This is a genomic window from uncultured Modestobacter sp., assembly GCF_947486615.1.
Classification (GTDB): domain Bacteria; phylum Actinomycetota; class Actinomycetes; order Mycobacteriales; family Geodermatophilaceae; genus Modestobacter.
In genome coordinates this window covers 43,462-64,306 of sequence record NZ_CANKUD010000008.1, presented here as the reverse complement: position 1 = coordinate 64,306, position 20,845 = coordinate 43,462, and the positions used below count along the sequence as shown (strand labels likewise).

At 73.4% G+C, this 20,845-nt stretch carries 22 protein-coding genes and 1 tRNA gene; 11 read left to right on the top strand and 12 right to left on the bottom strand.

Translation table 11 applies throughout. The annotated features are described in order from the left end of the window. Window positions 1-2: 2 nt before the first annotated feature. From Q1A09_RS15285 to Q1A09_RS15270, 4 genes are all read right to left on the bottom strand, one after another. Window positions 3-689, bottom strand: coding sequence for an SAF domain-containing protein (locus Q1A09_RS15285; RefSeq protein WP_299956494.1), 687 nt, complete (start codon window positions 687-689; stop codon window positions 3-5). Continuing rightward, the gene (locus Q1A09_RS15280; RefSeq protein WP_299956491.1) at window positions 686-1,576 is read right to left on the bottom strand and encodes an ATP/GTP-binding protein; all 891 of its coding nucleotides are present in this window, start codon (window positions 1,574-1,576) and stop codon (window positions 686-688) included. The genes Q1A09_RS15285 and Q1A09_RS15280 overlap by 4 nt, the downstream gene beginning before the upstream one ends. Before the next feature lie 11 nt (window positions 1,577-1,587). Then, window positions 1,588-1,971, bottom strand: a complete 384-nt coding sequence (locus tag Q1A09_RS15275) for a hypothetical protein (protein WP_299956488.1) — start codon at window positions 1,969-1,971, stop codon at window positions 1,588-1,590. 423 nt (window positions 1,972-2,394) lie between these two features. Then, window positions 2,395-2,847 (bottom strand): helix-turn-helix domain-containing protein, encoded by a 453-nt coding sequence (locus tag Q1A09_RS15270; protein ID WP_299956486.1) that lies wholly within the window; start codon window positions 2,845-2,847, stop codon window positions 2,395-2,397. A gap of 514 nt (window positions 2,848-3,361) precedes the next feature. Between Q1A09_RS15270 and Q1A09_RS15265 the strand changes: the two genes are divergently transcribed. Together Q1A09_RS15265 and Q1A09_RS15260 are read left to right on the top strand one after the other, a co-directional pair. Then, the gene (locus tag Q1A09_RS15265; protein ID WP_299956484.1) at window positions 3,362-3,604 is read left to right on the top strand and encodes an excisionase family DNA-binding protein; all 243 of its coding nucleotides are present in this window, start codon (window positions 3,362-3,364) and stop codon (window positions 3,602-3,604) included. Window positions 3,605-3,857: 253 nt separating this feature from the next. Further along, window positions 3,858-5,027 carry a tyrosine recombinase XerC gene (locus tag Q1A09_RS15260; RefSeq protein WP_299956482.1) on the top strand — a complete coding sequence of 390 codons (1,170 nt, stop codon included), beginning with the start codon at window positions 3,858-3,860 and terminating at the stop codon, window positions 5,025-5,027. 105 nt (window positions 5,028-5,132) lie between these two features. Here Q1A09_RS15260 and Q1A09_RS15255 read toward each other — a convergent pair whose 3' ends face one another. Both Q1A09_RS15255 and Q1A09_RS15250 read right to left on the bottom strand, forming a co-directional pair. After that, window positions 5,133-5,771: a DUF305 domain-containing protein gene (locus Q1A09_RS15255; protein ID WP_299956479.1), complete on the bottom strand. Its 639-nt coding sequence runs from the start codon at window positions 5,769-5,771 to the stop codon at window positions 5,133-5,135. A gap of 136 nt (window positions 5,772-5,907) precedes the next feature. Further along, window positions 5,908-6,315, bottom strand: a complete 408-nt coding sequence (locus tag Q1A09_RS15250; protein ID WP_299956477.1) for a four-helix bundle copper-binding protein — start codon at window positions 6,313-6,315, stop codon at window positions 5,908-5,910. 116 nt (window positions 6,316-6,431) lie between these two features. On the opposite strand from Q1A09_RS15250, the gene Q1A09_RS15245 reads away from it, so the two are divergent. The 3 genes from Q1A09_RS15245 to Q1A09_RS15235 all read left to right on the top strand — a co-directional run bounded on the left by Q1A09_RS15245 (window position 6,432) and on the right by Q1A09_RS15235 (window position 8,033). After that, a complete protein-coding gene (locus Q1A09_RS15245) occupies window positions 6,432-6,812 on the top strand; it encodes a helix-turn-helix transcriptional regulator (protein WP_299956474.1) in 381 nt (126 codons plus the stop codon). A 151-nt stretch (window positions 6,813-6,963) separates the two neighbouring features. Further along, window positions 6,964-7,842 carry a potassium channel family protein gene (locus Q1A09_RS15240; RefSeq protein WP_299956471.1) on the top strand — a complete coding sequence of 293 codons (879 nt, stop codon included), beginning with the start codon at window positions 6,964-6,966 and terminating at the stop codon, window positions 7,840-7,842. A gap of 123 nt (window positions 7,843-7,965) precedes the next feature. Continuing rightward, window positions 7,966-8,033, top strand: a tRNA-Gly gene (locus Q1A09_RS15235). Window positions 8,034-8,156: 123 nt separating this feature from the next. On the opposite strand, the gene Q1A09_RS15230 is transcribed toward Q1A09_RS15235, so the two are convergent. Then, on the bottom strand, window positions 8,157-9,170 hold the full coding sequence (locus tag Q1A09_RS15230) for a sigma-70 family RNA polymerase sigma factor (protein ID WP_299956468.1): 1,014 nt from the start codon (window positions 9,168-9,170) through the stop codon (window positions 8,157-8,159). A gap of 108 nt (window positions 9,171-9,278) precedes the next feature. Continuing rightward, entirely contained in the window at window positions 9,279-11,030 is a 1,752-nt protein-coding gene (locus tag Q1A09_RS15225) for a hypothetical protein (protein ID WP_299956465.1), read from the bottom strand. Between the two features lie 250 nt (window positions 11,031-11,280). Here Q1A09_RS15225 and Q1A09_RS15220 point away from each other — a divergent pair, with 250 nt between their 5' ends. From Q1A09_RS15220 to Q1A09_RS15210, 3 genes are all read left to right on the top strand, one after another. After that, window positions 11,281-12,597, top strand: coding sequence for a sensor histidine kinase (locus Q1A09_RS15220; protein WP_299956462.1), 1,317 nt, complete (start codon window positions 11,281-11,283; stop codon window positions 12,595-12,597). Next, window positions 12,594-13,265, top strand: coding sequence for a response regulator transcription factor (locus Q1A09_RS15215; protein WP_299956460.1), 672 nt, complete (start codon window positions 12,594-12,596; stop codon window positions 13,263-13,265). Before Q1A09_RS15220 ends, Q1A09_RS15215 begins: the two co-directional genes overlap by 4 nt. A gap of 130 nt (window positions 13,266-13,395) precedes the next feature. Continuing rightward, window positions 13,396-14,637: a GNAT family N-acetyltransferase gene (locus tag Q1A09_RS15210; protein ID WP_299956457.1), complete on the top strand. Its 1,242-nt coding sequence runs from the start codon at window positions 13,396-13,398 to the stop codon at window positions 14,635-14,637. Between the two features lie 83 nt (window positions 14,638-14,720). On the opposite strand, the gene Q1A09_RS15205 is transcribed toward Q1A09_RS15210, so the two are convergent. Next, complete coding sequence (locus Q1A09_RS15205) at window positions 14,721-15,311, bottom strand: hypothetical protein (RefSeq protein ID WP_299956454.1); 591 nt, start codon at window positions 15,309-15,311, stop codon at window positions 14,721-14,723. A gap of 10 nt (window positions 15,312-15,321) precedes the next feature. Beyond that, on the bottom strand, window positions 15,322-15,807 hold the full coding sequence (locus Q1A09_RS15200) for a ribose-5-phosphate isomerase (protein ID WP_299956927.1): 486 nt from the start codon (window positions 15,805-15,807) through the stop codon (window positions 15,322-15,324). Between the two features lie 38 nt (window positions 15,808-15,845). Between Q1A09_RS15200 and Q1A09_RS15195 the strand changes: the two genes are divergently transcribed. The 3 genes from Q1A09_RS15195 (at window position 15,846) to Q1A09_RS15185 (ending at window position 19,161) form a co-directional block, all read left to right on the top strand. Further along, window positions 15,846-16,520, top strand: a complete 675-nt coding sequence (locus Q1A09_RS15195) for a DUF429 domain-containing protein (protein ID WP_299956451.1) — start codon at window positions 15,846-15,848, stop codon at window positions 16,518-16,520. Beyond that, window positions 16,517-17,272: an MBL fold metallo-hydrolase gene (locus Q1A09_RS15190; protein WP_299956448.1), complete on the top strand. Its 756-nt coding sequence runs from the start codon at window positions 16,517-16,519 to the stop codon at window positions 17,270-17,272. Before Q1A09_RS15195 ends, Q1A09_RS15190 begins: the two co-directional genes overlap by 4 nt. A gap of 113 nt (window positions 17,273-17,385) precedes the next feature. Next, the gene (locus Q1A09_RS15185; RefSeq protein ID WP_299956445.1) at window positions 17,386-19,161 is read left to right on the top strand and encodes a SpoIIE family protein phosphatase; all 1,776 of its coding nucleotides are present in this window, start codon (window positions 17,386-17,388) and stop codon (window positions 19,159-19,161) included. A 7-nt stretch (window positions 19,162-19,168) separates the two neighbouring features. Here the strand turns inward: Q1A09_RS15185 and Q1A09_RS15180 are convergent, their stop codons facing one another. Together Q1A09_RS15180 and Q1A09_RS15175 are read right to left on the bottom strand one after the other, a co-directional pair. Then, window positions 19,169-19,936: an SDR family oxidoreductase gene (locus Q1A09_RS15180; RefSeq protein WP_299956443.1), complete on the bottom strand. Its 768-nt coding sequence runs from the start codon at window positions 19,934-19,936 to the stop codon at window positions 19,169-19,171. A 100-nt stretch (window positions 19,937-20,036) separates the two neighbouring features. Next, entirely contained in the window at window positions 20,037-20,702 is a 666-nt protein-coding gene (locus Q1A09_RS15175; protein WP_299956440.1) for a DsbA family protein, read from the bottom strand. Between the last annotated feature and the right edge of the window lie 143 nt (window positions 20,703-20,845).

The following is a 20,845-nucleotide window of genomic DNA, read 5'->3' as shown; positions in this document are numbered from 1 at the left end:
CTCTACTCGCCGGCGACGACGACGATGGCGACCAGTCCCGCAGCAGCGCGAGCAGCGACGTCCGGTCCGTCGGCAGCCGCGACGAGCACGTCGACCACTCGACGGCCGTCCGTCCCGGGTGGACCGCTCTGGACCACGGTCGCCTCAACCGCGCTCGGGGCGCCACTGTCGGCGGCAGCCGGAGCGCTTCCGGCGGCCACGGGCACCAGGAGGACGTCGTCGCCCGGGCGCAGCGGTGTCGTCGGCAGCTGCACCGCAGACACCCCGACCCCGACCAGCTGCTGGCCGGGAGCCGGAAAGCGCTGATCGGTCAGGGCTTCGTGGGTGAGCAGCGAGCCCGGCGCCAGGGTGGTCGCGGCGACCAGGCCGATCACCTGGTCGCGGTTGCCGTACGGGATGGGCTCCAGCGCCGCATCGGTCGAGATCCTCGCCTCCACCAGGTCGGCGGCGGTGAGGGTCTGTCCCCAGGGCACCTCCCGCGCGATCGCGATCACCGGTGACGTCTGACCCAGCGACGTCGCCAGATAGGCCGAACCCAACGCCCCGAGGACCACCATGGTCACGGCCAGGGCCAACAGGCCCGGACGGCGGCGGCGACGAGGTGGGGGCAGCACCGGCGCTCGGGACAGACCATTGACCGACGCGGCGGCGGGCGGTGCGCCGGCCTTCGATGGCTGGGCGGCAGTCATCGGTCGCTCCCGTCCCGGTTGAGAACGTGCAGCTCACCGACGAACAACTCCGCCGACGACGACAGCTCCAGCGTCTCGGTGCCCGACTGCCCGCCGCCGGACCAGGTGACCGTCCACGTGCTCGTCGCGGTGATCGGCCAGGAGCCGCCGCCTGGCACGTGCCGGCTCGAGGCCTTCGCATAGATGTGGCCGCAATCCGGTGACCCTCCCCCGGCGCCTGGGGAATACGGCGTCCCCGGCCCGCAGACCACGGTGGTGCCGTCCCCCATGTCCCAGACGATGCGGCTCACCTCGCCCACGGCCGCCACCGTGACTCCACCGGCCGACACCGACTGCCGGGTCGGGCCGACGAACTCCTCGTCGCGTTCGGTCCACATCCAGACCGGCAGACCCACCAGACCACTGGTGGATCCGGCTGGCGGCGCCATCCGGATCTCCGGGGCGCGCATGACGAGCGATGCGATCGCCTGCTCCGCCAGAACGCGCGGATCCACGGGCGCTCCCGCCGGCGGAGTGGAACCGTTGGGTATGAACACGAACATCGTGGTGAGGCCCGGGCCGTCCACCCGTGGACAGACCTGGGCGTACATCGTTCCGTCGGCCGGCGACTGCCCCTGCCACACGGCACTCGTCGACGGTGGCTGCGGCTGCGGCACCGTGTAGGTGCATGGGTTCTGGGGCGCCGTGTCTCCGCCAGCCGGCCCTCCCCCACCGGGGTTGTCATCGCCGGCTACGGGCACGACGTCCGCGTCCTCACCGGGAGAGGTCGCCTCGACCAGGCAGATGCCAGTCTGCGCATCCTGCTTGACACAGTCGACCGGCGGGGCTGCCATGGCGCCGTCCAGTGCACCCGGGAGGGCGAGCATCGCGGCTGCCAGCACGACCACGCGGGACACCCTCAACATGGTCGATCCGTCAACGGATCGAGCTGGTTGACCAACCATGGGGATCCCGGTTCGGCCTCGTAACGGGTCACGGTGATGTCCCAGACGTACCGAGGCGGAGTCCCCGGTGGCACGACCTCGCCGGTCTCCACCTTCACCAACCGGGTGCTCTGACTGTCGTAGCAGCCCGTGATCTTCACGGTCGGCCCTTCGGGAGACGCCAGGTCCACGGTCGTGACCTCCAGGTCGACCACGGTGTCGCCTTCCTGGCGGAGGCCGATCGTCGCGTAGTCCCGTACCGCCGTGACGGCGAGCAGGGCAGCGGGGTCGCCGGCGTATCGCCGGATCTCCGGTTCCCAGTCCCTGGCGCCCGGGTCCTTCTTGGCCGCGTCGGTCACGCGCAGCATCTCGCTGACGACCGCGGTGGCGGCCTCCGCCGCCTCCTCCTCGGGAGTGGGCGAGCTGCTCGGCGAGGAGGAGGTACTCGAGGGCGGTGGAGCCGACGTGGTCGTGGCACTCGGCGACGACCCCTCGGGGCTGGCCTCGCCTCCCGTGCAGCCAGCGAGGGGCAGCAGCGTAAGGAGTACGCCAGCCATCCACCGCCGCCCGGTCATCGCGAGCACCATCGCCGGGTCCGCAGGCCGGCCTGCGCCACCGGGAACACTGCGAGAGGTCCGTGTTGCAGGCTCGAAGACACGCCATTCCACGCCGCGTTCGACTTCGTCGTGCGGTCCATGAGCACCTCCCCGGGGCGATGTGCGCGGGAAATTACCACCGCGATCGCCCGGAGAGGCAAGCACTTTCCCCAGTAATTCTCCTGTTCAGCCGCTGAAGGATGCCAACGCCGCGTAGTCGCTCCGCGAACGGCGGACGGCCGCCTCCACGCATGGGACATCCACACCCAGAGCGTGAGCGACAGCGCCGATCACCTCAGCCGAGGGAATGGCCCCTGTGCGGCCGTCCTCCAGTCGCACGTACGTCATGACCGACAGACCGGGAGCCGTCACCTCATTCGTCGCACGTCCGGCCGCCAGGCGCAGAGCCGCCAAGGGCGGGTCGTCGGGATCGACGTCGAGCAGGTGCAAGGGTGCAACGCCCAAGGCGGCCGCGAGCCGGGGCACGAATCGGGGCCGTGGCCGCTCGATTCCCGTCTCCCACACGCGGATGCGGGACGGACCCGAGAGCTGCAGCTCTGCGGCCAGTTCTTCGCGAGTGAGTCCCTTGGCTTCCCGGGCAGCCTGCAGGCGGTCACCTCGAAGCAGTGGCCTCGCCACGGCAGCCCTCCATCACCCGATCGGGGGACACCCGTCCGTGGAGAAGAACCCTAACGCTCACCGTCCGCCGCAGTCGCCGGCATCGTCGCCGCGATACGTGATGCGGCTGGCAATCAACGGAAGTCCAGGCGCGGTAGGGCCGGTTGACCTCGGCGTGACATCGGGAGCGCGTCCGTTGCCTTGACCGCTTACCGACCCACCGGAGAACTGCTGCAGGTTCACGGCAGAGTGCGTTGCCGCCACGGTCCACGAGCTGGAGGTAACCCAGGGACGGCGCCCTCAGCGATCCCCGAGTCTCCGCGTGGCTGCCTCGTGCACTCGCGTCGTTACGGCGGTGCACTGGGGCGGGGGCCCATCAACTGCAGGAACACCGGAACTGTCTGCCGAGGCTGTGGGCCATGAGACCCGCAGTCCATCCCCGGCCGCGACGTCGTCCCTGCCAGGCGTGGTACCGGCCGGTCGCCGGTCGCTCCCTTCTCGGACGGCCGCACCCCGACCGGCAGGACGGCACCTGATGCCCGGGACGACCTCGGAGCGAGCCGCGCTCAACGGGCGGCACGATCCGTTGCTGACCGTCGCGCAGGCCGGCGACTACCTGGGAACCGGAGAGCGGTTCATCCGTCGGCTCATCGCTCAGCGGCGGATCACGTACGTCAAGCTCGGCAAGTACGTCAGGCTCCAGCGTTCAACCCTCGACGACTTCATCGAGGCAGGACGTGTCGCAAGCGAGGGGTCGCCCGGTTCGCGGAGCGCGTAGAGGGCGCCGGTCAGCCCGGACCCCGGTCTCTAACGACGTCGCCACACCACCACGCGCCGATCCGGACGTCATCCCCGGGGCCACTCGACCGACCTCGTACATGCACCGGGATCTCGCGGCCCGCGGCCGAGGGCCAGCTTCGGCTCAGCCAGCGACACGTCCTCGAAGAAGTCAAGTGCTCTGTGGAACCGGTGGACGGCTTTCCACCGACCGACGCAGTCGCCACCACCCCGGTCGGCACCACCGCAATCTCATGCCGGTCGAGAAGAAGCAGGAGGTCGTCATGGGTCGACGGGCTTGGGGCACGGTCCGCCGGCTTACCTCAGGCCGCTACCAGGCTCGGTACCCGGATGGCTCGGGCAAGCAGGTCTCGGCGCCGCACACGTTCGCGACCAAGGCTGACGGCAATCGGTGGCTCGCCAAGGTGCAGACCGAGTTGGACTCGGGCAGATGGATCGACCCGAAGGTGGGCCAGGAGACGCTAGAGGTCTACGCGGAACGGTGGGTCGACACCCGCCTCGTTCGCGGCCAACCGCTGGCCCCCCGCACAGCCGAGCTCTACCGGGCACAGCTCAGGAACCACGTCGTCCCCGCGTTGGGATCGACGCCGCTGCGCCAGCTGGACGCGTCCGCCGTCCGCGCCTGGTACGGGAAGCTCAGCGGTCCAGACGGGCCGGGTCAGGTCACGGCAGCAAAGTGCTATCGACTGCTGCGTGCCATCTGCACCACGGCGGTGGACGACAACCTCATCGCCCGAAACCCGTGCTCCATCCGTGGCGCGGGGCAGGAACGCTCGAGCGAGCGACCCATGTTCACCCTCGCTCAGGTCCAGGCGCTCGTCGATGCCGTCGAGGACCGCTGGCGAGCGCTGATCCTCTTGGCCGCCTGGACGGGCCTGCGCATCGGTGAGTTGTCGGCGCTTCGCCGGGAACACCTCGACTTGACGGCGGGCGCCGTAAGCGTGCGGAGCTCTGTCGTCGACGTGATCGGGCAAGAGCGCTCTTACGGACCGCCGAAGTCGACCGCCGGCCGGCGAACGGTAGCCATTCCGCCGCACATCATCGACGACCTGGAGCACCACCTCGCGACCTACTCCCAGCCCGGCGCACAGGGGCTGGTCTTCGTAGGGCCCAAGGGCGGGCCCATCCGGCGCAACAACTTCTCCGCACGAGTGTGGGCTCCAGCCGCTGAGGCAGCCGGACTCCCGCCCGGCTCTCATCTACACGACCTGCGGGGTTGGGGCGCCACCGTCGCCGCCCGGCACGGCGCCACCACCAGGGAGTTGATGCACAGGCTCGGGCACGCCTCCCCCGCCGCCGCGCTGCGCTACCAGCGCGCCGAGCAGGAGCGAGATGCCGCTCTCGCCGCCGCCATGAGCGCGGCGCTGAGACAGTCGACAGATTCGACGTCGTCCGACCAATGACGCGGTGGTCGTGCCGACCCGCGGCGGACCCGGTTCACACCGACTTCAGCTTCTCCCGGCGAAGTTCGCGGGCCATCACACCGTGCTGCCGAACTCGGCCGCCGCTCAGCTTGTCGGACAGTCGCGCAGCGCGGAACCCTCGAACTCGGGGACGGACCGGGCCTGGGCCTCCTCGAGGGTCTCGGCCTCCCCGTTCTGCTCGATGTCCTCGATCAGCCATTCCATCTCGCTGATCTCCCGCTCCTGGGCCTCGATGATCTCGACGGCCAGCTGACAGACGCGCACGTCGGTGATGTCGGCACGCTCGGAGCGAGTGATGGCCAGGGAGTGGTGCGGGATCATCGCGTTCATCCAGGCGGAGTCGTCCACGGTGGCCTGGCTGCGATCCAGCGCGATGCCGCCGCCCAGCAGCAGAAGGCTCACCGCCACGATCGCGATGTTCCCCTTCATGTTCTTGTACATGTTGAGCATCCAGCCCAACATGATCAGCCCCATGGTGCCGCCCATGGTCAGCGCCATGAACACGCGGCTCTGGCTGAACTGGACGTGGCTCCACTCCCATGTGCCCGCGAACATCGTCCAGTACATGACCACCATGGACGTTGTGATCATCGCGGCGAAGCGGAGGTACATCTTCTTCTGCATCTTCTTCTGCATCGCGTCGTGACCGGAGTCGTCGTGGTGACCGGACTCCTCGCCCCCGTGATCGTGCCGGTGTTCCGCGTTGCTGCTCTTGGTCGCCATGGGTTGGTGCTCCGTTCTCTCGTCGCCGGTCAACGGGGGCCGTACGTGGGTGGTCATGTCCTGCCGACGTCCCGACGTCCCGGCGCCTGGTCGGGGGCTGGTGCGCCGGGACGCCGGTTGGTACGGGCCGGGTCGGTCAGCCCAGCGAGCTGATGAGGTCGCGGCACGCCTGCTCGCAGCGCCGGCAGGCCTCGGCGCAGATACGGCAGTGCTCGTGCATCTCGGCGTGCTCGGCGCACTCGTCACCGCATGCCTTGCACGCCGCAGCGCAGGCCTCGAGCACCGCCCGGGTCAGGTTGGCGTCGTAGCCGGTGTGCCGGGACAGCACCCGGCCGGTGCTGTCGCACACGTCGGCGCAGTCGAGGTTGGTGCGGATGCACGTGGTGAGCTCGGCAACGGTGTCCTCGGACAGGCACGCGTCGGCGCAGGCGGTGCAGGCCTGGGCACATTCGAAGCACGCCTCGATGCACTCGCGGAGCTTGTCCTTGTCCACCCCACCGAGGTCCTTGGGGTAGGTGTCGAGCATCTGCGCGGCCACGGTCATGGCTACCTCCTCAGATCTCCGGCGCCGGAGGGCTCGGTACCGCCCGTAAATGTCGCCGGCGAACCCGTGCTACCCGTAGATCCGTACGGGTATAGGTGCATCGGAGGTGTTTCTCGATGTCCGAACCCACTCACGCCCATCCGATCGACCCCGAACGCGTCGACCACGCCCGCGCCCGGCTGCCCAGCCGCGATGACGCAGCCCAACTGACCAGCGTGCTCAGTCTCATGGCCGACCCCACCCGAGCCCGCGTGTTGTTCGCCCTCGACATGGTGGAGGAGCTGTGCGTCGGCGACCTCGCGCTGGCCCTGGAGGCGAACGAGGACGCGGTTGGCTACGCACTGCGCCTGTTGCGCACGGCGGGGTTGGTGATCAATCGCAGGCAGGGGCGCGTCGTCTACTACCGTCTCGCCGACGGCTTCCCCGAGCCGCTGCGCGAGCACTGCCTACGCCAGTTGATCGTCTTGTCGCGGGCACCGGCGCCCGACGAGGGCTGAGGGTCAGGCGTCGCGAACCCGGCTGGTCGACCCGCCGAGCCCGCCCGGCCACGGCCCGGCGGGTCGTCCGGCAGCCGCCGCAGGTCGAGCTCGTGTCGCGCTGCCGGGGCTCCACCGCCGCCCCACATGTTCAGTACGAAGGGAAAGTGCCATGAACTGGTTCGTCACCGCCGCCGGCGCCGGGATCGTCCTGTTCGCCGTACGGGACATGTTCCACACCATCTGGCACCCCAGTGGTCAGGGCACCCTCAGCCGCCTGGTCTTCCGGATGGTCTGGCGCGGGTCCCGCCTGCTGAAGCGACGTGCCGAGCAGAGTTCGGTCGTGGGGCCGGTGGCGCTGCTCAGCGTGATCCTCACCTGGGCGATCGCCATCGTCGCGGGCTGGACGTTGGTCTACTGGCCGCACATGACCGAGGCGTTCTCCTTCGGCTCCACCTTGGATCCTGCCCAGCGCAGCGACTTCCTCGACTCGCTGTACCTGTCCCTGGTCACCGTGGCGACCCTCGGCTACGGCGACATCGTTCCCCAGCAGCCCTGGTTGCGGCTGACCTCGCCGGTGCAGGCGCTGATCGGCTTCGCGCTGCTCACCGCGGCGGTGTCGTGGGTCATGCAGATCTACCCGGCGCTGGCCCGGCGCCGGGCCCTCGCGATCCGGCTGACTCTGCTGGAACGGGCCGGCGCCGCACAGCTGCTGCCCGCGGCGGACTCCTCCTCCTCGGCCACGCTGCTGCACTCGCTGACCGGTGAACTGGCTCAGGTGCGCGTGGACCTGACCCAGTACGCCGAGACGTACTACTTCCGGGAGACAGACGCGGCGGCATCGCTACCGGCGAAGCTGCCCTACGCCGGTGAACTCGCCCGGGCCGGCCAGGAATCCGCACCCGCGGAGCTGCGACTGGCCGGGACAGTGCTGGCCGAGGCCGTGCAGGACTACGCACACCTCCTGGCCCAGCAGTTCCCACTCGCCGGAGACAGCACCGACGACGTGCTGCAGAACTACGCCACAGACCACGGCTACACCAGGCCCTGAGCATTCGAGCGGCGACGGTCAGGCGACTTCTCGCCCCGGCGACGTGGCGGCTCGCCTGCCGCCTGCACGGGCAACATTGAGGCACGTGGAAGGCACGGGATCCGTCCACCCAGGCTGCGACCAGCGGGTTCACGGCTCGAGTGATCCAGCCTTCCAAGCTGGCCATGCCGGTTCGATCCCGGTCACCCGCTCTCACCGCCCGACGCCGGGCACCCGCCCAGCGGCGGGCCAGTGCGTCCAGCTCGCGCACCAGCCCGCCGGCGACGGGGGTGTTCCACAGCGGCCGCTGCACAGCCAGGTGCAGCGGGCGCCGGTCACCGCGCCGGCGACGGGTTGCGGGGCAGGCCGAAGAGGTCGAAGAGCCGGGGGCCGAGGAACGCCGTCATCCGTACGACCAGGCCGTCGCGGAACTCCAGGGCGTGCACCGCCCACGGCTCGAAGGACCCATCCGGCCCGCTGGGCCGCCACTGGGCGAAGCCGGGGTTGCCGTTGAGCTCCAGCGGGACGACGTGCGACCCGCGGCACCCGTGGCCGGGGCCGGTGAACCAGGTGGCGATGTCGGCCGAACCCCGCAGCCACATGGCGTAGGGCGGCATGTCCATCACCGCGTCCTCGTGCAGCAGCGTCACCAGCGTCTCGACGTCGTAGCGCAGGAAGGCATTCAGATAGCGGTCGAGCAGCGCGGTGTCGGCCTCGGCGACGTCCCGGGCGGGGGCGGCGCCGGCGCCCTGGTGGGCGGCGAGGGTGGCCCGGGCCCGCTGCAGCGCGCTGTTGGCCGCGGCGACCGACGTCTCGAGCAGCGTCGCCACCTCGTCGGCCTTCCAGCGCAGCACGTCGCGCAGCACCAGCACCGCCCGCTGCCGCGGCGGGAGCAGCTGCAGCGCGGCGATGAAGGCCAGCCGCACCGACTCCTTCTGCACGGCGAGGTCGGCCGGGTCGCTGCCCACCGGGAGCACCGCCCGGTCCAGCGCCGGCTCCACCCAGGACCCGTCGGGCAGCACCCCGGCCAGTGACTCGACCACCGGCGCACTGGCCTCGCCACCGGACAGGTCGACCGGGAGCGCCCGGCGCTTGCGGCCGTCCAGGGCGTCCAGGCAGACGTTGGTGGCGATGCGGTACAGCCACGAGCGCAGCGCGCCGGCGCCCTGCAGGCGGTCCAACGAGCGCCAGGCGCGGATCATCGTCTCCTGGACGGCGTCCTCGGCGTCGAAGGAGGACCCGAGCATCCGGTAGCAGTAGCCGGTCAGCTCCCGGCGGTGCTCGGCCAGCCTCGGCTCCAGGTCGGCGGCGTCCGCCACCCCCGGGCGTTCGGTCGTCACACCGGTCATCGCGCAGCTCCCGCCTGCTCCGCCGCCCTGCCCGTCGCCTCGGTCGAGGCGCCCTGCGACGTCCCGGCCGATCCTGCCGGAGGGGTCGGACAGAACCAAGGAGTCCGGCTACTGGTAGGTGACCAGCTCCGGGGTCGGGTGGACCTGCTCGATGGTCTCCCTGGGCGAGATCATCGGGACGTCCTCGTCGATGAAGTTCTTCCAGCCCCAGTACAGCGGCGCCGGGGCGTTGCGGTGCAGCACCTCCCAGGTGTCCTGCTTGGCCGGCTGGGAGCCCTGCCCGTCGACGTGCACCATGATCGCCAGCTCGTCCCGGGAGGTGTCCAGCCGCTCCCGGTCGGTGATCATCCGCACCTGGAACTGGTGCAGCACCAGCAGCTTCTGGGGCAGCGCGTTCGCCCGGGTCAGGTCGGCCAGCCAGGTGACCACCTGGTTGACCTCGTCGACGCCGACCTGGCCGATCTGGCGCAGGTGCACCTCGTTCGGGCCCAGCCGCCACTCCGGGTCCAGCGCCAGGCCGACGTAGGGCAGCTCCAGCAGCGACTGGTACTGCTTCGCCTGGGTGAGGAAGTCGGTGCGACCCGGCTGCAGGTCGAGCACCACGTACATCCCGGCGGCACCGGCCTGCTCGACCCAGGGGCGGAGGGTCTCGACGTCCTGCTCGGCCGAGTAGTTGCCGTCCGGGCCGGCGCTGGCCGACGCGACCGTGGCGATGATCTCGAAGGTCGGCACGACGGTGGTGTCCACCAGGGGCCGGTACTCGTCGGCGTACTGCTGCGCCCGCGCGATCGAGGCCGGCAGGTCCTGCTCGCCCAGCAGTCCCAGCGCGCCGCTGCCCGGGATGCCGTAGAGGGCGATCATCGTGTGCTCCGGGAAGAGCAGCTGGCCACCGCCGGGCAGCTGGGTGCCCGATGCCGCCGTGTCGAGCTTCCAGTCGATCCCGGGAGCCCCCGCCAGGTCGGCGCCCAGGACGACGACGGTGGGCTGGTCGGCCATCCGCTCGACCACCTCGGTGGAGGCGCGGGGGTCGGCGACGTCGCCGGTGAGCAGCACCTCGGCACCGGCGGCCCGGGCCGTGGCGATCCCGGCCACCGACTGCGGGCGCCCGCTGCTGATCACCAGGACGTCGGTCAACGGCTCGGGCGCCGCCAGGTCCGGCAGCTCGGCGTCGTCCCCGGACGAGGCCGACGACGACGAGGCCGACGACGACGAGGCGGACGACGACGAGGCCGACTCCGACGACCCGGGCGAAGTGGACTCGGACGCCGACGGGGCAGCCGGGGCGGCGGCAGCCGGCTCCGCGCGCAGGGCCGGCAGGGCGTCGGGCGCCAGCTCGGCCACGGCGGCCGCGCGATCGGCCTCGGGCACCTCGCGCCCGTCGTCGAGGGTCAGACCGGTCGCCTGCTCCACCGCTTCCGCGTCGGCGGGCACCGCCACGACGTCGACGTCCTCCGGCAGCAGGGCTCCGGCGCCCTCCCCCACCGCCAGCACGGTCTGCACACCGAGCCGGTCGAGCTCGGCGGCCAGCGCGTCGCCGCCCGCTTCGCCGCCCAGCAGCATCGGCACGCCGAGGCCGACGGCGGAGACGGCCCCGAGCAGCTCGTCGCCGGTCTCCCCGGCCGCGGTGACCACGGCCACCGGGGAGCTCTGGAAGAGCGCCCGGCTGGTGGAGACCGCGGCGGCCACCGGGTCCGGGTCGGCGACCAGGGTCCGCTCGGCGTCCGGCGCCACCGTGACCGCCGCCGCCGGCGCGTCCTCCGACCCCTGTCCCGCGGGCTCGTCGGAACGGTCCTCGCCGGTGCACCCGGCCAGCAGGACCAGGGCGAGGGCGGCGGACGGGACGGCAGTGGCGGGGCGCATGGCCTTCTTCCTGTGGCCGCGGCACCGGGGAACGGGGGTCCCCGACTGCGGGCGGGCACGAATGCGGTCGACAGCGTCCCGAGCCTAAGGCCCCGCACCGGGCTCGTGGGGGGCGACGGTGCTGGACTGCGGATCCGGCGGCCTGGATCATCCCCGCCGAGATGGACACCGACAGGTCGGGACAGCCCGAAGGCGCGGCGGCCAGCCTGCGGGCTCGGCGCGGGCCCACCGGCCGACCAGGCTGGTCGCCATGATCACCGACACCGCCGTGCTCCCGGCCGGACGCCCCGGCCGGCTCCCGCAGCGCAGCTGGTGGCGGCAGCTCGGCGTCGACACCGGTTACGTGCTGCTGGCCTTCCCGCTGTCGGTCCTGGCCTTCGTGCTCGTGGTCACCGGGTTGTCGGTCGGCACGGGCCTGGTGGTCGTCTGGGTGGGCGTGCCGCTGCTGGTCGGCACGCTGTTCACCGCCCGCGGGTTCGCCGCCCTGGAGCGCAGCCAGCTGCCCGCGGTGCTGCGGCGGGCCGTCCCGACGCCGGGCTACCGCACCGCCGCGCCGGGGGCCTCCGCCCTCCGCCGGTCGGTCACGCCGCTGCGGGACGCCCAGTGCTGGCTGGACGTGCTGCACGCGCTGCTGCGGATGGCCGTCGCGATCCCCGCGTTCGTCGTCGCGGTCGTGTGGTGGTCGATCACCCTGGCCGGCCTGACGTCGGCGACCTGGGACGGGGCGATCCCCTACGGCCGGGCCGAGGAGCCGGAGAACCACACGCTCCCCGAGATCCTGGGCATGGCCGACACCGGCACGAACCGGGTGCTGCTCTACACGGCGATCGGCCTGCTCTTCGCGCTCACCCTGCCGGCCGTCGTCCGGGGCTGTGCCCTGGCCCAGGCCCAGCTGGGCCGTGGCCTGCTGACCTGGCGGGGCGAGGCGCAGGCGGAGATCGGCCGGCTGGCCGAGGGCCGGGACGCCGCGGTGGCCGCCGAGGCGGTGGCGCTGCGCCGGCTGGAGCGGGACATCCACGACGGTCCGCAGCAGCGGCTGGTGCGGCTGAGCATGGACCTGCACCGGGCCGAGCGGATGCTGGAGCGCGACCCTGCCGGTGCCCGGACCACCCTGCGGGAGGCGGCCGAGCAGACCCGGGAGACCCTGGAGGAGCTCCGGGCGCTGTCCCGGGGCATCGCCCCGCCGGTGCTCGCCGACCGCGGGCTGGCCGCGGCGCTGGCCGCCGTCGCCGCGCGCTCCCCCGTGCCGGTCGAGCTCGCCGTCGACCTCGAACCCGGCCAGCGGCTGCCCCCGGCCGTGGAGAACTCCGCCTACTTCCTGGTCAGCGAGGCGCTGGCCAACGCCGCCAAGCACAGCGAGGCCACCGTCGCCCGGGTGACCGTGGGGTGCGCGGCCCGCCGGCTGCGCGTCGAGGTCGAGGACGACGGCCGCGGCGGTGCCGTCCTGGCGCCCGGCCACGGCCTGGCCGGGCTGGCCGACCGGCTGCGCGCGGTGGACGGGGCGCTCGCGGTGGACAGCCCCCGCGGCGGACCCACCCGGCTGATCGGAGACCTCCCGTGTCCATGACCACCACCCCCACGACCACGCCCCGCCGCGTCGTCCTGGCCGAGGACTCGGTGCTGCTGCGCGAGGGCCTGGTCCGGCTGCTCGGGGAGGCCGGCGCCGAGGTGGTCGCCGCCGTCGCCGACGGGCCGAGCCTGGTGCGCGCCGTCGTCGAGCACCGGCCCGACGTCGCCGTCGTCGACGTCCGGATGCCGCCGACGCACACCGACGAGGGGCTGCGCGCCGCCGTGGAGGCCCGCCGGCTCGCACCCGCGACGGCGGTGCTGGTGCTCAGCCAGTACGTCGAGGTCGCCTACGCCGACGAGCTGCTCGCCGACGGCGCGGGCGGGGTCGGCTACCTGCTCAAGGACCGGGTGGCCCAGGTCGAGCAGTTCCTCACCGCGCTGGACGACGTCGTCTCCGGCGGCACCGTCCTGGACCCGCAGGTGGTCTCCCAGCTGTTCGCCCGGCGCCGGCGCGACGACCCGGTGCAGTCGCTGTCGCCACGGGAGCGGGAGGTGCTGGGGCTGATCGCCGAGGGGCACTCCAACGCCGCGATCGCCCGGCAGCTGGTGGTCACCCAGGGCGCGGTGGAGAAGCACACCCAGCACATCTTCGCCAAGCTCGGCCTGGCCCAGGACGAGGACCAGCACCGCCGGGTGATGGCGACCCTGGCCTACCTGCGCAGCTGAGCCGCCGGCGCGCGGGGTGCCGCTGCCGGCCGCCATGAGAGCGCTGGGCGATCGCACGCGGTCGCTGCGCCGGCCGCCGGCCGGTGGAACTGGTTGGCGGATCGTCACCCCCGCCCGGTAGACACCACGCGTGACCGATCTCGCCGACCAGTTCCGCCCGATCACCGCCGAGGAGTGGCCGCGGTTCGTCCGCACCATGCGCACCACCTTCGGCCATGACCACTCCGGCCCGTACATGGACACCCCGGCCCCGGTCGCCGAGCTGGACCGGTCGCTGGCCCTCTTCGACGGCGACCGGGTGGCCGCCACCTCGGGCATCTACAGCCTGGAGATGAGCGTGCCCGGAGCGGTGGTGCCCACCGCCGGCGTCACCTGGGTGACCGTCTCACCCACCCACCGGCGGCGCGGCGTGCTGACCGGGGTCATGCGCCGGCAGCTCACCGAGGTGCACGAGGCAGGGCGGGAACCGGTGGCGGCGCTCTGGGCCGCGGAGTGGCCGATCTACGGCCGCTTCGGCTACGCCCCGGCCGCCTGGCGGGGTGGCTGGACCGGGCAGACCGAGCGGCTGCGGCTGCGCCCGGACGTCGACTGCGGCACCGGCACCGTGCGGCTGGTCGAGGTCGAGGAGTTCCGCCCCGCGGCCGCGACGCTGCACGAGCGGGTGCGCCGGTTCGTGCCGGGCAACATGGCCCGGGACGAGCGGTGGTGGGAGCGGCGGCTGCACGACTCCACCGAGCTGGCCGCGGGCGGCCCGCCCCGCCAGCTGGCACTGCACACCGAGGCCGACGGCACGGTGACCGGGTACGCCAGCTACCGGGTGCGGGCCTCCTGGACCGACACCAGCGAGCCCGAGGGCACGCTGACCGTCGAGGAGGTGCGGGCCAGCACCCCGGCCGGCTACGCCGCCCTGTGGCGGTACCTGCTCGGGCACGACCTGATGCGCACGATCGAGTACCCGCACGGCCCGGCCGAGGACCCCCTGGTGCACCTGCTCGTCGACGGGCGGGCCTGGCACTCCCGACCGGTCGACGCCCTCTGGGTGCGTCTGGTCGACGTGGGCGCGGCGCTCTCGGCCCGCCGGTACCCGGCCCCGCTGGACATGGTGTTCGAGGTGCGCGATCGGTTCTGTCCCTGGAACGACGGGCGCTGGCACGTCTGGGGACACCCGGCCGGTGCTTACAGTGACCGCACCGACCGCGACCCGGACCTGGTCATGGACGTGGAGGCGCTGGCCGCGGCCTACCTGGGCGGGGTCTCGTTCGCCGCCCTGCAGGCCGCCGGGCGGGTCACCGAGGTCAGTCCTGGAGCGGTCACCCAGGCGTCGACGGCGTTCAGTTGGCCGACCGCACCCTGGTGCCCCGACCAGTTCTGATGACGGGCCCCCGTGCCCCCCACCACTCGCAGGCTCGCGGCGGGCCCGGCACGGGGGCCGGACAGCGGCGGCTGTGGGAGGAGCTAGCTGGGCTGGGTGCCGTCCCACTCGTCGAGCGGGGCGCAGTGCCAGCGCCAGGAGGTGACCGGCTCGCGGCCCGGGACGTCGCCGCGGCCGGTCGCCCACAAGAGTGCGGCCCACGGGTCGGGCTCCGCCGGCGCCCACGGGAAGAGCCGGGCCCGGGTCGCCTCGGCCAGCCGGGACGGCGGCGTCCAGTCCAGCCCGCGGTCCATCGCCACGTCACCGGTGTGCAGCAGCAGCTCGGCGCAGCCCATCCCGGCGAACCCGGCGGCGTCGGCGAGGCCCCACTCGTGCGCGCCGCGCTCCTCCGGTCCGGCGGCGTCGACCACCCGGGCCAGCACCTCGGTCGCCGCGGCCAGCTGCAGGCAGGTCTCGGCCAGGTCGGCGTCGGGCCGGCGGACCACGTCGAACGCGCTCACCTCCACCGGACCGGCGACCAGGTCCTGGGCGTACCAGGTCAGGCACGAGGTGATGTGCGCGGCGACCCCGAGGACGTCGGTGCCCAGCGTCGGCACCGCCGCCGAACCGTCGGGCACCCGGGCGAGGAGCTGCTGGACCGCGACGCCGGCGGCCCGCAGGTCGTCCCCGGTCACCGGCGCGGGCTCACGGGGTGCGGGTGGGCAGCCCGCCGGCCGGGCGGTGCCGGTCGCGCTCGTAGTCGGCCAGCAGGGCGATCCGGCGGGCGTGCCGCTCCTCGCCGCTGAACGGCTCGCGCAGGTAGGTCAGCACCAGCGCGGTGGCTTCTTCGACCGTGTGCTGCCGGTTGCCCACCGCGGCGATGTTGGCGTCGTTGTGCTGGCGGGCCAGCTGCGCGGTGGACTCGTTCCAGATCAGCGCAGCCCGGACGCCGGGCACCTTGTTCGCGGCGATCTGCTCACCGTTGCCCGAGCCGCCGATGACGATGCCGAGGCTGCCGGGCTCGGTGACCACCCGCTCCCCCACCTCGAAGCAGAACGGCGGGTAGTCGTCCTGCGGGTCGTACTCGAAGGCGCCGCAGTCGACGGGCTCGAAGCCCTCGTCCGCGAGCACCTGCATCAGGTGGGACTTCAGTTCGAGACCGGCGTGGTCGGTGCCGAGGAAGACGCGCATGGTGCCGATCATCGCAGCACTGCTGGCAGGCTGGCCGGGTGGCGGTGCTCGGGGTCGACGGCTGGCGGGGCCAGTGGGTCGGCGCGCTGCTCGACGGCCGGTCGGTGCGGCTGCAGGTGCTGGCCGACGCCGCCGCGGTGCTCGCCGTCCCCGGCGTCGAGGTGGTGGCGATCGACATGCCGATCGGGCTGTCCGAGGACGGCGTCCGCGCCTGCGACGTGACCGCCCGCAACCTGCTGCGGCCCAGCGGGGCGGCGAGCTCGGTGTTCCCGGCCCCGGTGCGCGCCGTCCTCGCCGCCGCCGACTACGCCGAGGCCCGGGAGCTGAGCCGCGCCGCCGCCCACGGACGGGCCCCGTCGGCACAGACCTTCATGCTGGCCGCGGCGATCCGGGACCTGGACGACGTCCTCGGCGACCCGCCGACCGGGCGGGTGGTCGAGGTCCACCCCGAGCTGGCGTTCCGCCGCGGCCTGGGTGGGGTCACCGACCGGAAGGGCACCGCCCGCGGCAGCGTCCAGCGGCTGCGGGCGCTGCGCGCGGTGATGGACGTCGAGGACGCGCTCGCCGGGGCCCCCGCCGGCGTCCCGCTGGTCGACGCGCTGGACGCCTGCGCCGCCGCCTGGTCGGCCCGGCGGCTGGCGGAGGGCACCGCCGAGTGCGTGGGCGACGGGACGACGGACTCGCGCGGCCGGCCGATGCGGATCTGCTGGTGACCGCGGGCTGGCGGGAGGTCGGCGACCGGGTGTTCGTCCGCCGGCACCGGGAGCTGGATCTCAACTGCGGCCTGGTGGTCGGCGACGGGGGCTGCCTGGTGGTCGACACCCGCTCGCACCTGGGCGAGGGCCGGGCGTTGGCCGAGGCGGTCCGGTCGATCACCCCGCACCCGTGGGCGGTGGTGAACACCCACGCGCACTTCGACCACTGCTTCGGCAACGCCGCCTTCCGCCCGGCCGACGTCTGGGGGCACCGGTCGTGCGCCGCGGAGCTCGAGGCCACCGGGGAGCAGCAGCGCGCCTCGGTCGTCACCGGTCTTCGGGAGGACGGCGACCCGGCCGCCGAGCTCGTCGCCACCGCGCCGATCGACCCACCCGACCGCCTCGTCGACGACGTCGCCGTCCTCGACGTGGGCGGCCGGGCGGTCACGTTGCGCCACCTCGGTCGCGGGCACACCGGTGCCGACCTGGTGGTGGCCGTGGACGACGTCGTGTTCGCCGGTGACCTGGTCGAGGAGGGCTCGCCGCCGGCGATGGAGGACGCCTACCCGCTGGAGTGGGCGCCGACGCTCACCGCACTGCTCGAGCTGGTGCGGGGGCCCGTCGTCCCGGGGCACGGCAGCGTGGTGGACGCGGACTTCGTGGCCGCCCAGCGCGACGAGCTGGCCCGGCTGGCGGCCTGGCTGTCCGACCCGGCCACGCCCCCGCCCTTCGACGATGTCACCCGGGAGACCGCCCGGACGAGGGTGTGACGCGAGCCCGGCGAGGACCAGCACCCTGGGTCCTTCTCCGGCACGGGGGTGTCGTGATGAGATCTCCGGGCCTGGTCCGAGCAGCGGCGGGGCGCGCCCCGCCGATCCGGAGGATGCCCGTGCCCCACCGGGCCATCGCCCACCCGCTCACCGAGCCCGGCCGGGCCGGCGCCTGGGCGGAGTCCGTCGCCATCCCGCTGGTCTGCATGGACCACGGCTTCCGCTGGGTGTACGTCAACGCGGCCGCCGAGGAGCTGCTGGGGGAACGGCGGGAGGACCTGATCGGCCGCACCCAGTGGGAGATCCACCCGCTGACCCTGGGCACCGACGTCGAGCGCGCCTACCGGCACACGATGAGCACCCGGGAGCCGGTCGACTTCGAGCAGTTCTACCCGCCGCACGACCGCTGGTACCGGATGTCGGTGCGCCCGGCCGACGGCGGCATGGACGTCGAGTTCCACGACATCACCGCCGAACGTCGCCGCACCGGGGCACCCGCGGCGACGGTCGAGGACCCCGCGGCGGTGGACCTGCTGGACCTGCTCACCGAGACCTCGGCGGCACTGACCACCACCCTCGAGGTCGACGAGGGGGTCCGCCGGCTGGCCCGGCTGGTGGTCCCCCGGCTCGCCGACTGGGTCATCGTCAGCACCTACGACGCCGCCGGCGGCGCCCTGGCCGACGTCGCCGTGGTGCACCGGAGCCCGGAGCTGCAGCACGCCGCCGACGTGTACGCCGAGTCCCGCGCAGGCGCCCTCGCCGCGGACTCCCCGGCCCGCCGGGCGATCCGCAGCGGGCGGCCGGTGGTCCTCGGGAACGGCCGGGCCGACCAGGTCGACTCGTTCGTCGCCGAGCTCGTGGTCACCCCGCGGGCCCGGCAGCTGCTGGCCGGCCTGCGGCCGGGCAGCGTCGCCGCCGTCCCGCTGCTGGCCGGTGGCCGCACGGTGGGCCTGCTCAGCCTCTTCCGGGACGTCGGCTCCGCCCCGTGGACCGCCCGGGAGCTGCGCGCCGCCACCGACGTCGCCTCCCGGGCCGGCACGGCGCTGGACAACGCGCGCCTGTTCACCCAGCAGCGCCAGGTCGCCGAGGGCCTGCAGCGCAGCCTGCTCACCGACCCACCCGAGCCCGACTCCTCCGAGGTCGTGGTCCGGTACCTGCCCGCCGCCCAGGCCGCTCGCGTCGGCGGCGACTGGTACGACGCGTTCATCCAGCCCGGCCGCACCACGATGGTGGTGATCGGGGACGTGGTCGGGCACGACATCGAGGCGGCGGCCGCCATGGGCCAGCTGCGCAGCCTCCTCCGCGGCATCGCCGTCTACAGCGACGCCGGACCCGCCGAGGTGCTGTCCGGGCTGGACCGGGCGGTGGACCTGCTGGCCGTCGGCACCATCGCCACCGCAGCGATCGCCCGCTTCGAGCAGACCGGCGCCGAACGGGCGTGCGGTGTCACCCGGATGCGCTGGTCCAACGCCGGGCACCCGCCGCCACTGCTGCTGGACGTCGACGGCCGCGTCACCACCCTCGACGGCCCCCGGCCGGACCTGCTCCTGGGAGTCGACCCGACCGCCGCGCGCACCGAGCACGTCGTGGAGCTGGAGCGCGACAGCACCGTGTTCCTCTACACCGACGGACTGATCGAGCGGCGCGGCCCCGAGGGCCCCCTCGACCTGGACGCCGGACTCGACCGGCTGCGCGAGGCGCTGGCCGAGTTCGCCCACCTGCCGCTGGGTGCACTGTGCGACGCGGTCGTCGAACGGCTGGTGCACGGCCGCCCCGAGGACGACGTCGCGCTCGTGGCGGTCCGCCTGCACCGGCAGGACCGGCCCCGCCCGGCGGAGGCCGGCCCGGGACAGGTGCCGGACGCGGTCCCCGCACCGCCAGGGTCCTGACGCCCCCTCAGGTCAGCCGGCGGACCAGCGGCAGGGGCAGCACGCGCAGCAGACCGGCGATCGGCCGCCAGGGCCACTCCGGTACGTAGGCCCGCACCGGCTCGCGCTCGATCGCCGCGGTCAGGGCGGTGACGCCGGTCTGCAGGTCGACGGTGAACGGCCCGCGGCGGCCGACGTTGATGTCGGTCTCGATGAAGCCGGGGTGGATGGTGCTGACCCGGATCCCGCGGGTGCGGCGGTCGCCCAGCAGGTCGGCGCGGATCCCCTCGGCCAGCACGGCGTCGGCGGCCTTGGAGGTGGCGTACGCCGTGCGGGTGCCGCCCATCCCCCGCACCCCGGCGACCGAGGAGATCACCACCAGGTGACCGCTGCCCTGGGCACGGAACAGCGCCACGGCCGCCTCGCAGCAGGCATGCGTGCCCAGCACGTTGGTGACCAGCACCTGCCGGTTGGGCCTCGCACCGCCGGTGCCGACGGGCGCGCCCTTGCCCAGCCCGGCGTTGGCGACGAACCGGTCGACACCGCCGAGTTCTCCGGCGAGCGCGGGGACGGTCGCCGCGACCGCCTCAGGGTCGTCGACGTCCAGCTCGCCGATGACGACCCGGATGCCCGGGTGCCGGCCCAGCAGCTCCTCGCGGAGCTCGGCCAGCCGGTCCAGCCGGCGGGCCACCAGCACCAGGTCGCGGCCCCGGGCGGCGAACTCCCGGGCCATGCCCTGGCCGAGCCCGGCGCTCGCGCCGGTGATGAAGATCCGCTGACGGACGGGGTGCGGCACCCGGTCATCGTGCCGCACCCCGCCCGTCGCGGCCTGGCACGGCCCCCGTCCAGAGGCTCGGCCCGAGCCTGCGAGGGTGGAGGAGGACGGGGGTCCTTCCTCAGCGGGTGCCGGTGAGCTCCAGGGCGTCGGCGGGGACCGAGGACATGTCCGGGCCGGCGGTTCGGGTGCGCTTGAGCTCCCAGAAGTCCGGCAGGTTGGCCAGCAGGACGGCGCCGTCGAAGGCCTTGCCGGCGTCCTCGCCGGTGGGCACCTTGCTGATCACCGGGCCGAAGAAGGCCACGCCGTCGATGTGCATGACGGGGGTGCCGACGTCGTCGCCCACCGGGTCCATGCCCTCGTGGTGGCTCTTCTCCAGCGCCTCGTCGTACTCCGTCGAGGACGCCGCCCGGGCCAGCTCGGCCGGCAGGCCCGCGCGCTCGAGCGCCGGGGCGATGACGTCCTCGATCTCCAGCCCGTCGTGGTGCCGCAGGGTGCCCATGGCGGTGTAGAGGTCGCCCAGGACGGCGTCACCGTGCTGCTGGGCCGCGGCGACGGCGACCCGCACCGGGCCGATGGCCTTGGCCATCATCTCCCGGTACTCCTCGGGCAGGTCGCGGCCGCGGTTGAGCACCGACAGCGACATCACGTGCCAGTGCAGGTCGATGTCGCGCACCTTCGCCGCCTCCAGCACCCAGCGGCTGGTCAGCCAGGCCCACGGGCACAGCGGGTCGAACCAGAAGTCGACGCGGGCCGTCACGGGGGCGCTCTGCACTGCCTCGGTCATGGGTGCTCCTCAGTCTGTCGTCGGTGCTCCGGGCGCTCGTCCGAGCGGCGACCGGTCGTCTGGGGCCTGCAAGGCAGGCCGTGCCCGGCGTGTTCCCAGGCCCCGTCGCGACCACACCAGACGAGACCGTCGGCCCCGCATGG

Excerpts from the sequence above, each read along its gene's own strand:
- Q1A09_RS15260 (WP_299956482.1), top strand. The coding sequence starts at position 3,858 with ATGCCGGTCGAGAAGAAGCAGGAGGTCGTCATGGGTCGACGGGCTTGG.
- Q1A09_RS15230 (WP_299956468.1), bottom strand. The coding sequence starts at position 9,170 with ATGACCGGTGTGACGACCGAACGCCCGGGGGTGGCGGACGCCGCCGAC.
- Q1A09_RS15175 (WP_299956440.1), bottom strand. The coding sequence starts at position 20,702 with ATGACCGAGGCAGTGCAGAGCGCCCCCGTGACGGCCCGCGTCGACTTC.
- Q1A09_RS15250 (WP_299956477.1), bottom strand. The coding sequence starts at position 6,315 with ATGACCGTGGCCGCGCAGATGCTCGACACCTACCCCAAGGACCTCGGT.
- Q1A09_RS15215 (WP_299956460.1), top strand. The coding sequence starts at position 12,594 with ATGACCACCACCCCCACGACCACGCCCCGCCGCGTCGTCCTGGCCGAG.
- Q1A09_RS15185 (WP_299956445.1), top strand. The coding sequence starts at position 17,386 with ATGCCCGTGCCCCACCGGGCCATCGCCCACCCGCTCACCGAGCCCGGC.
- Q1A09_RS15265 (WP_299956484.1), top strand. The coding sequence starts at position 3,362 with ATGCCCGGGACGACCTCGGAGCGAGCCGCGCTCAACGGGCGGCACGAT.
- Q1A09_RS15285 (WP_299956494.1), bottom strand. The coding sequence starts at position 689 with ATGACTGCCGCCCAGCCATCGAAGGCCGGCGCACCGCCCGCCGCCGCG.
- Q1A09_RS15240 (WP_299956471.1), top strand. The coding sequence starts at position 6,964 with ATGAACTGGTTCGTCACCGCCGCCGGCGCCGGGATCGTCCTGTTCGCC.
- Q1A09_RS15220 (WP_299956462.1), top strand. The coding sequence starts at position 11,281 with ATGATCACCGACACCGCCGTGCTCCCGGCCGGACGCCCCGGCCGGCTC.
- Q1A09_RS15225 (WP_299956465.1), bottom strand. The coding sequence starts at position 11,030 with ATGCGCCCCGCCACTGCCGTCCCGTCCGCCGCCCTCGCCCTGGTCCTG.
- Q1A09_RS15245 (WP_299956474.1), top strand. The coding sequence starts at position 6,432 with ATGTCCGAACCCACTCACGCCCATCCGATCGACCCCGAACGCGTCGAC.
- Q1A09_RS15255 (WP_299956479.1), bottom strand. The coding sequence starts at position 5,771 with ATGGCGACCAAGAGCAGCAACGCGGAACACCGGCACGATCACGGGGGC.
- Q1A09_RS15200 (WP_299956927.1), bottom strand. The coding sequence starts at position 15,807 with ATGCGCGTCTTCCTCGGCACCGACCACGCCGGTCTCGAACTGAAGTCC.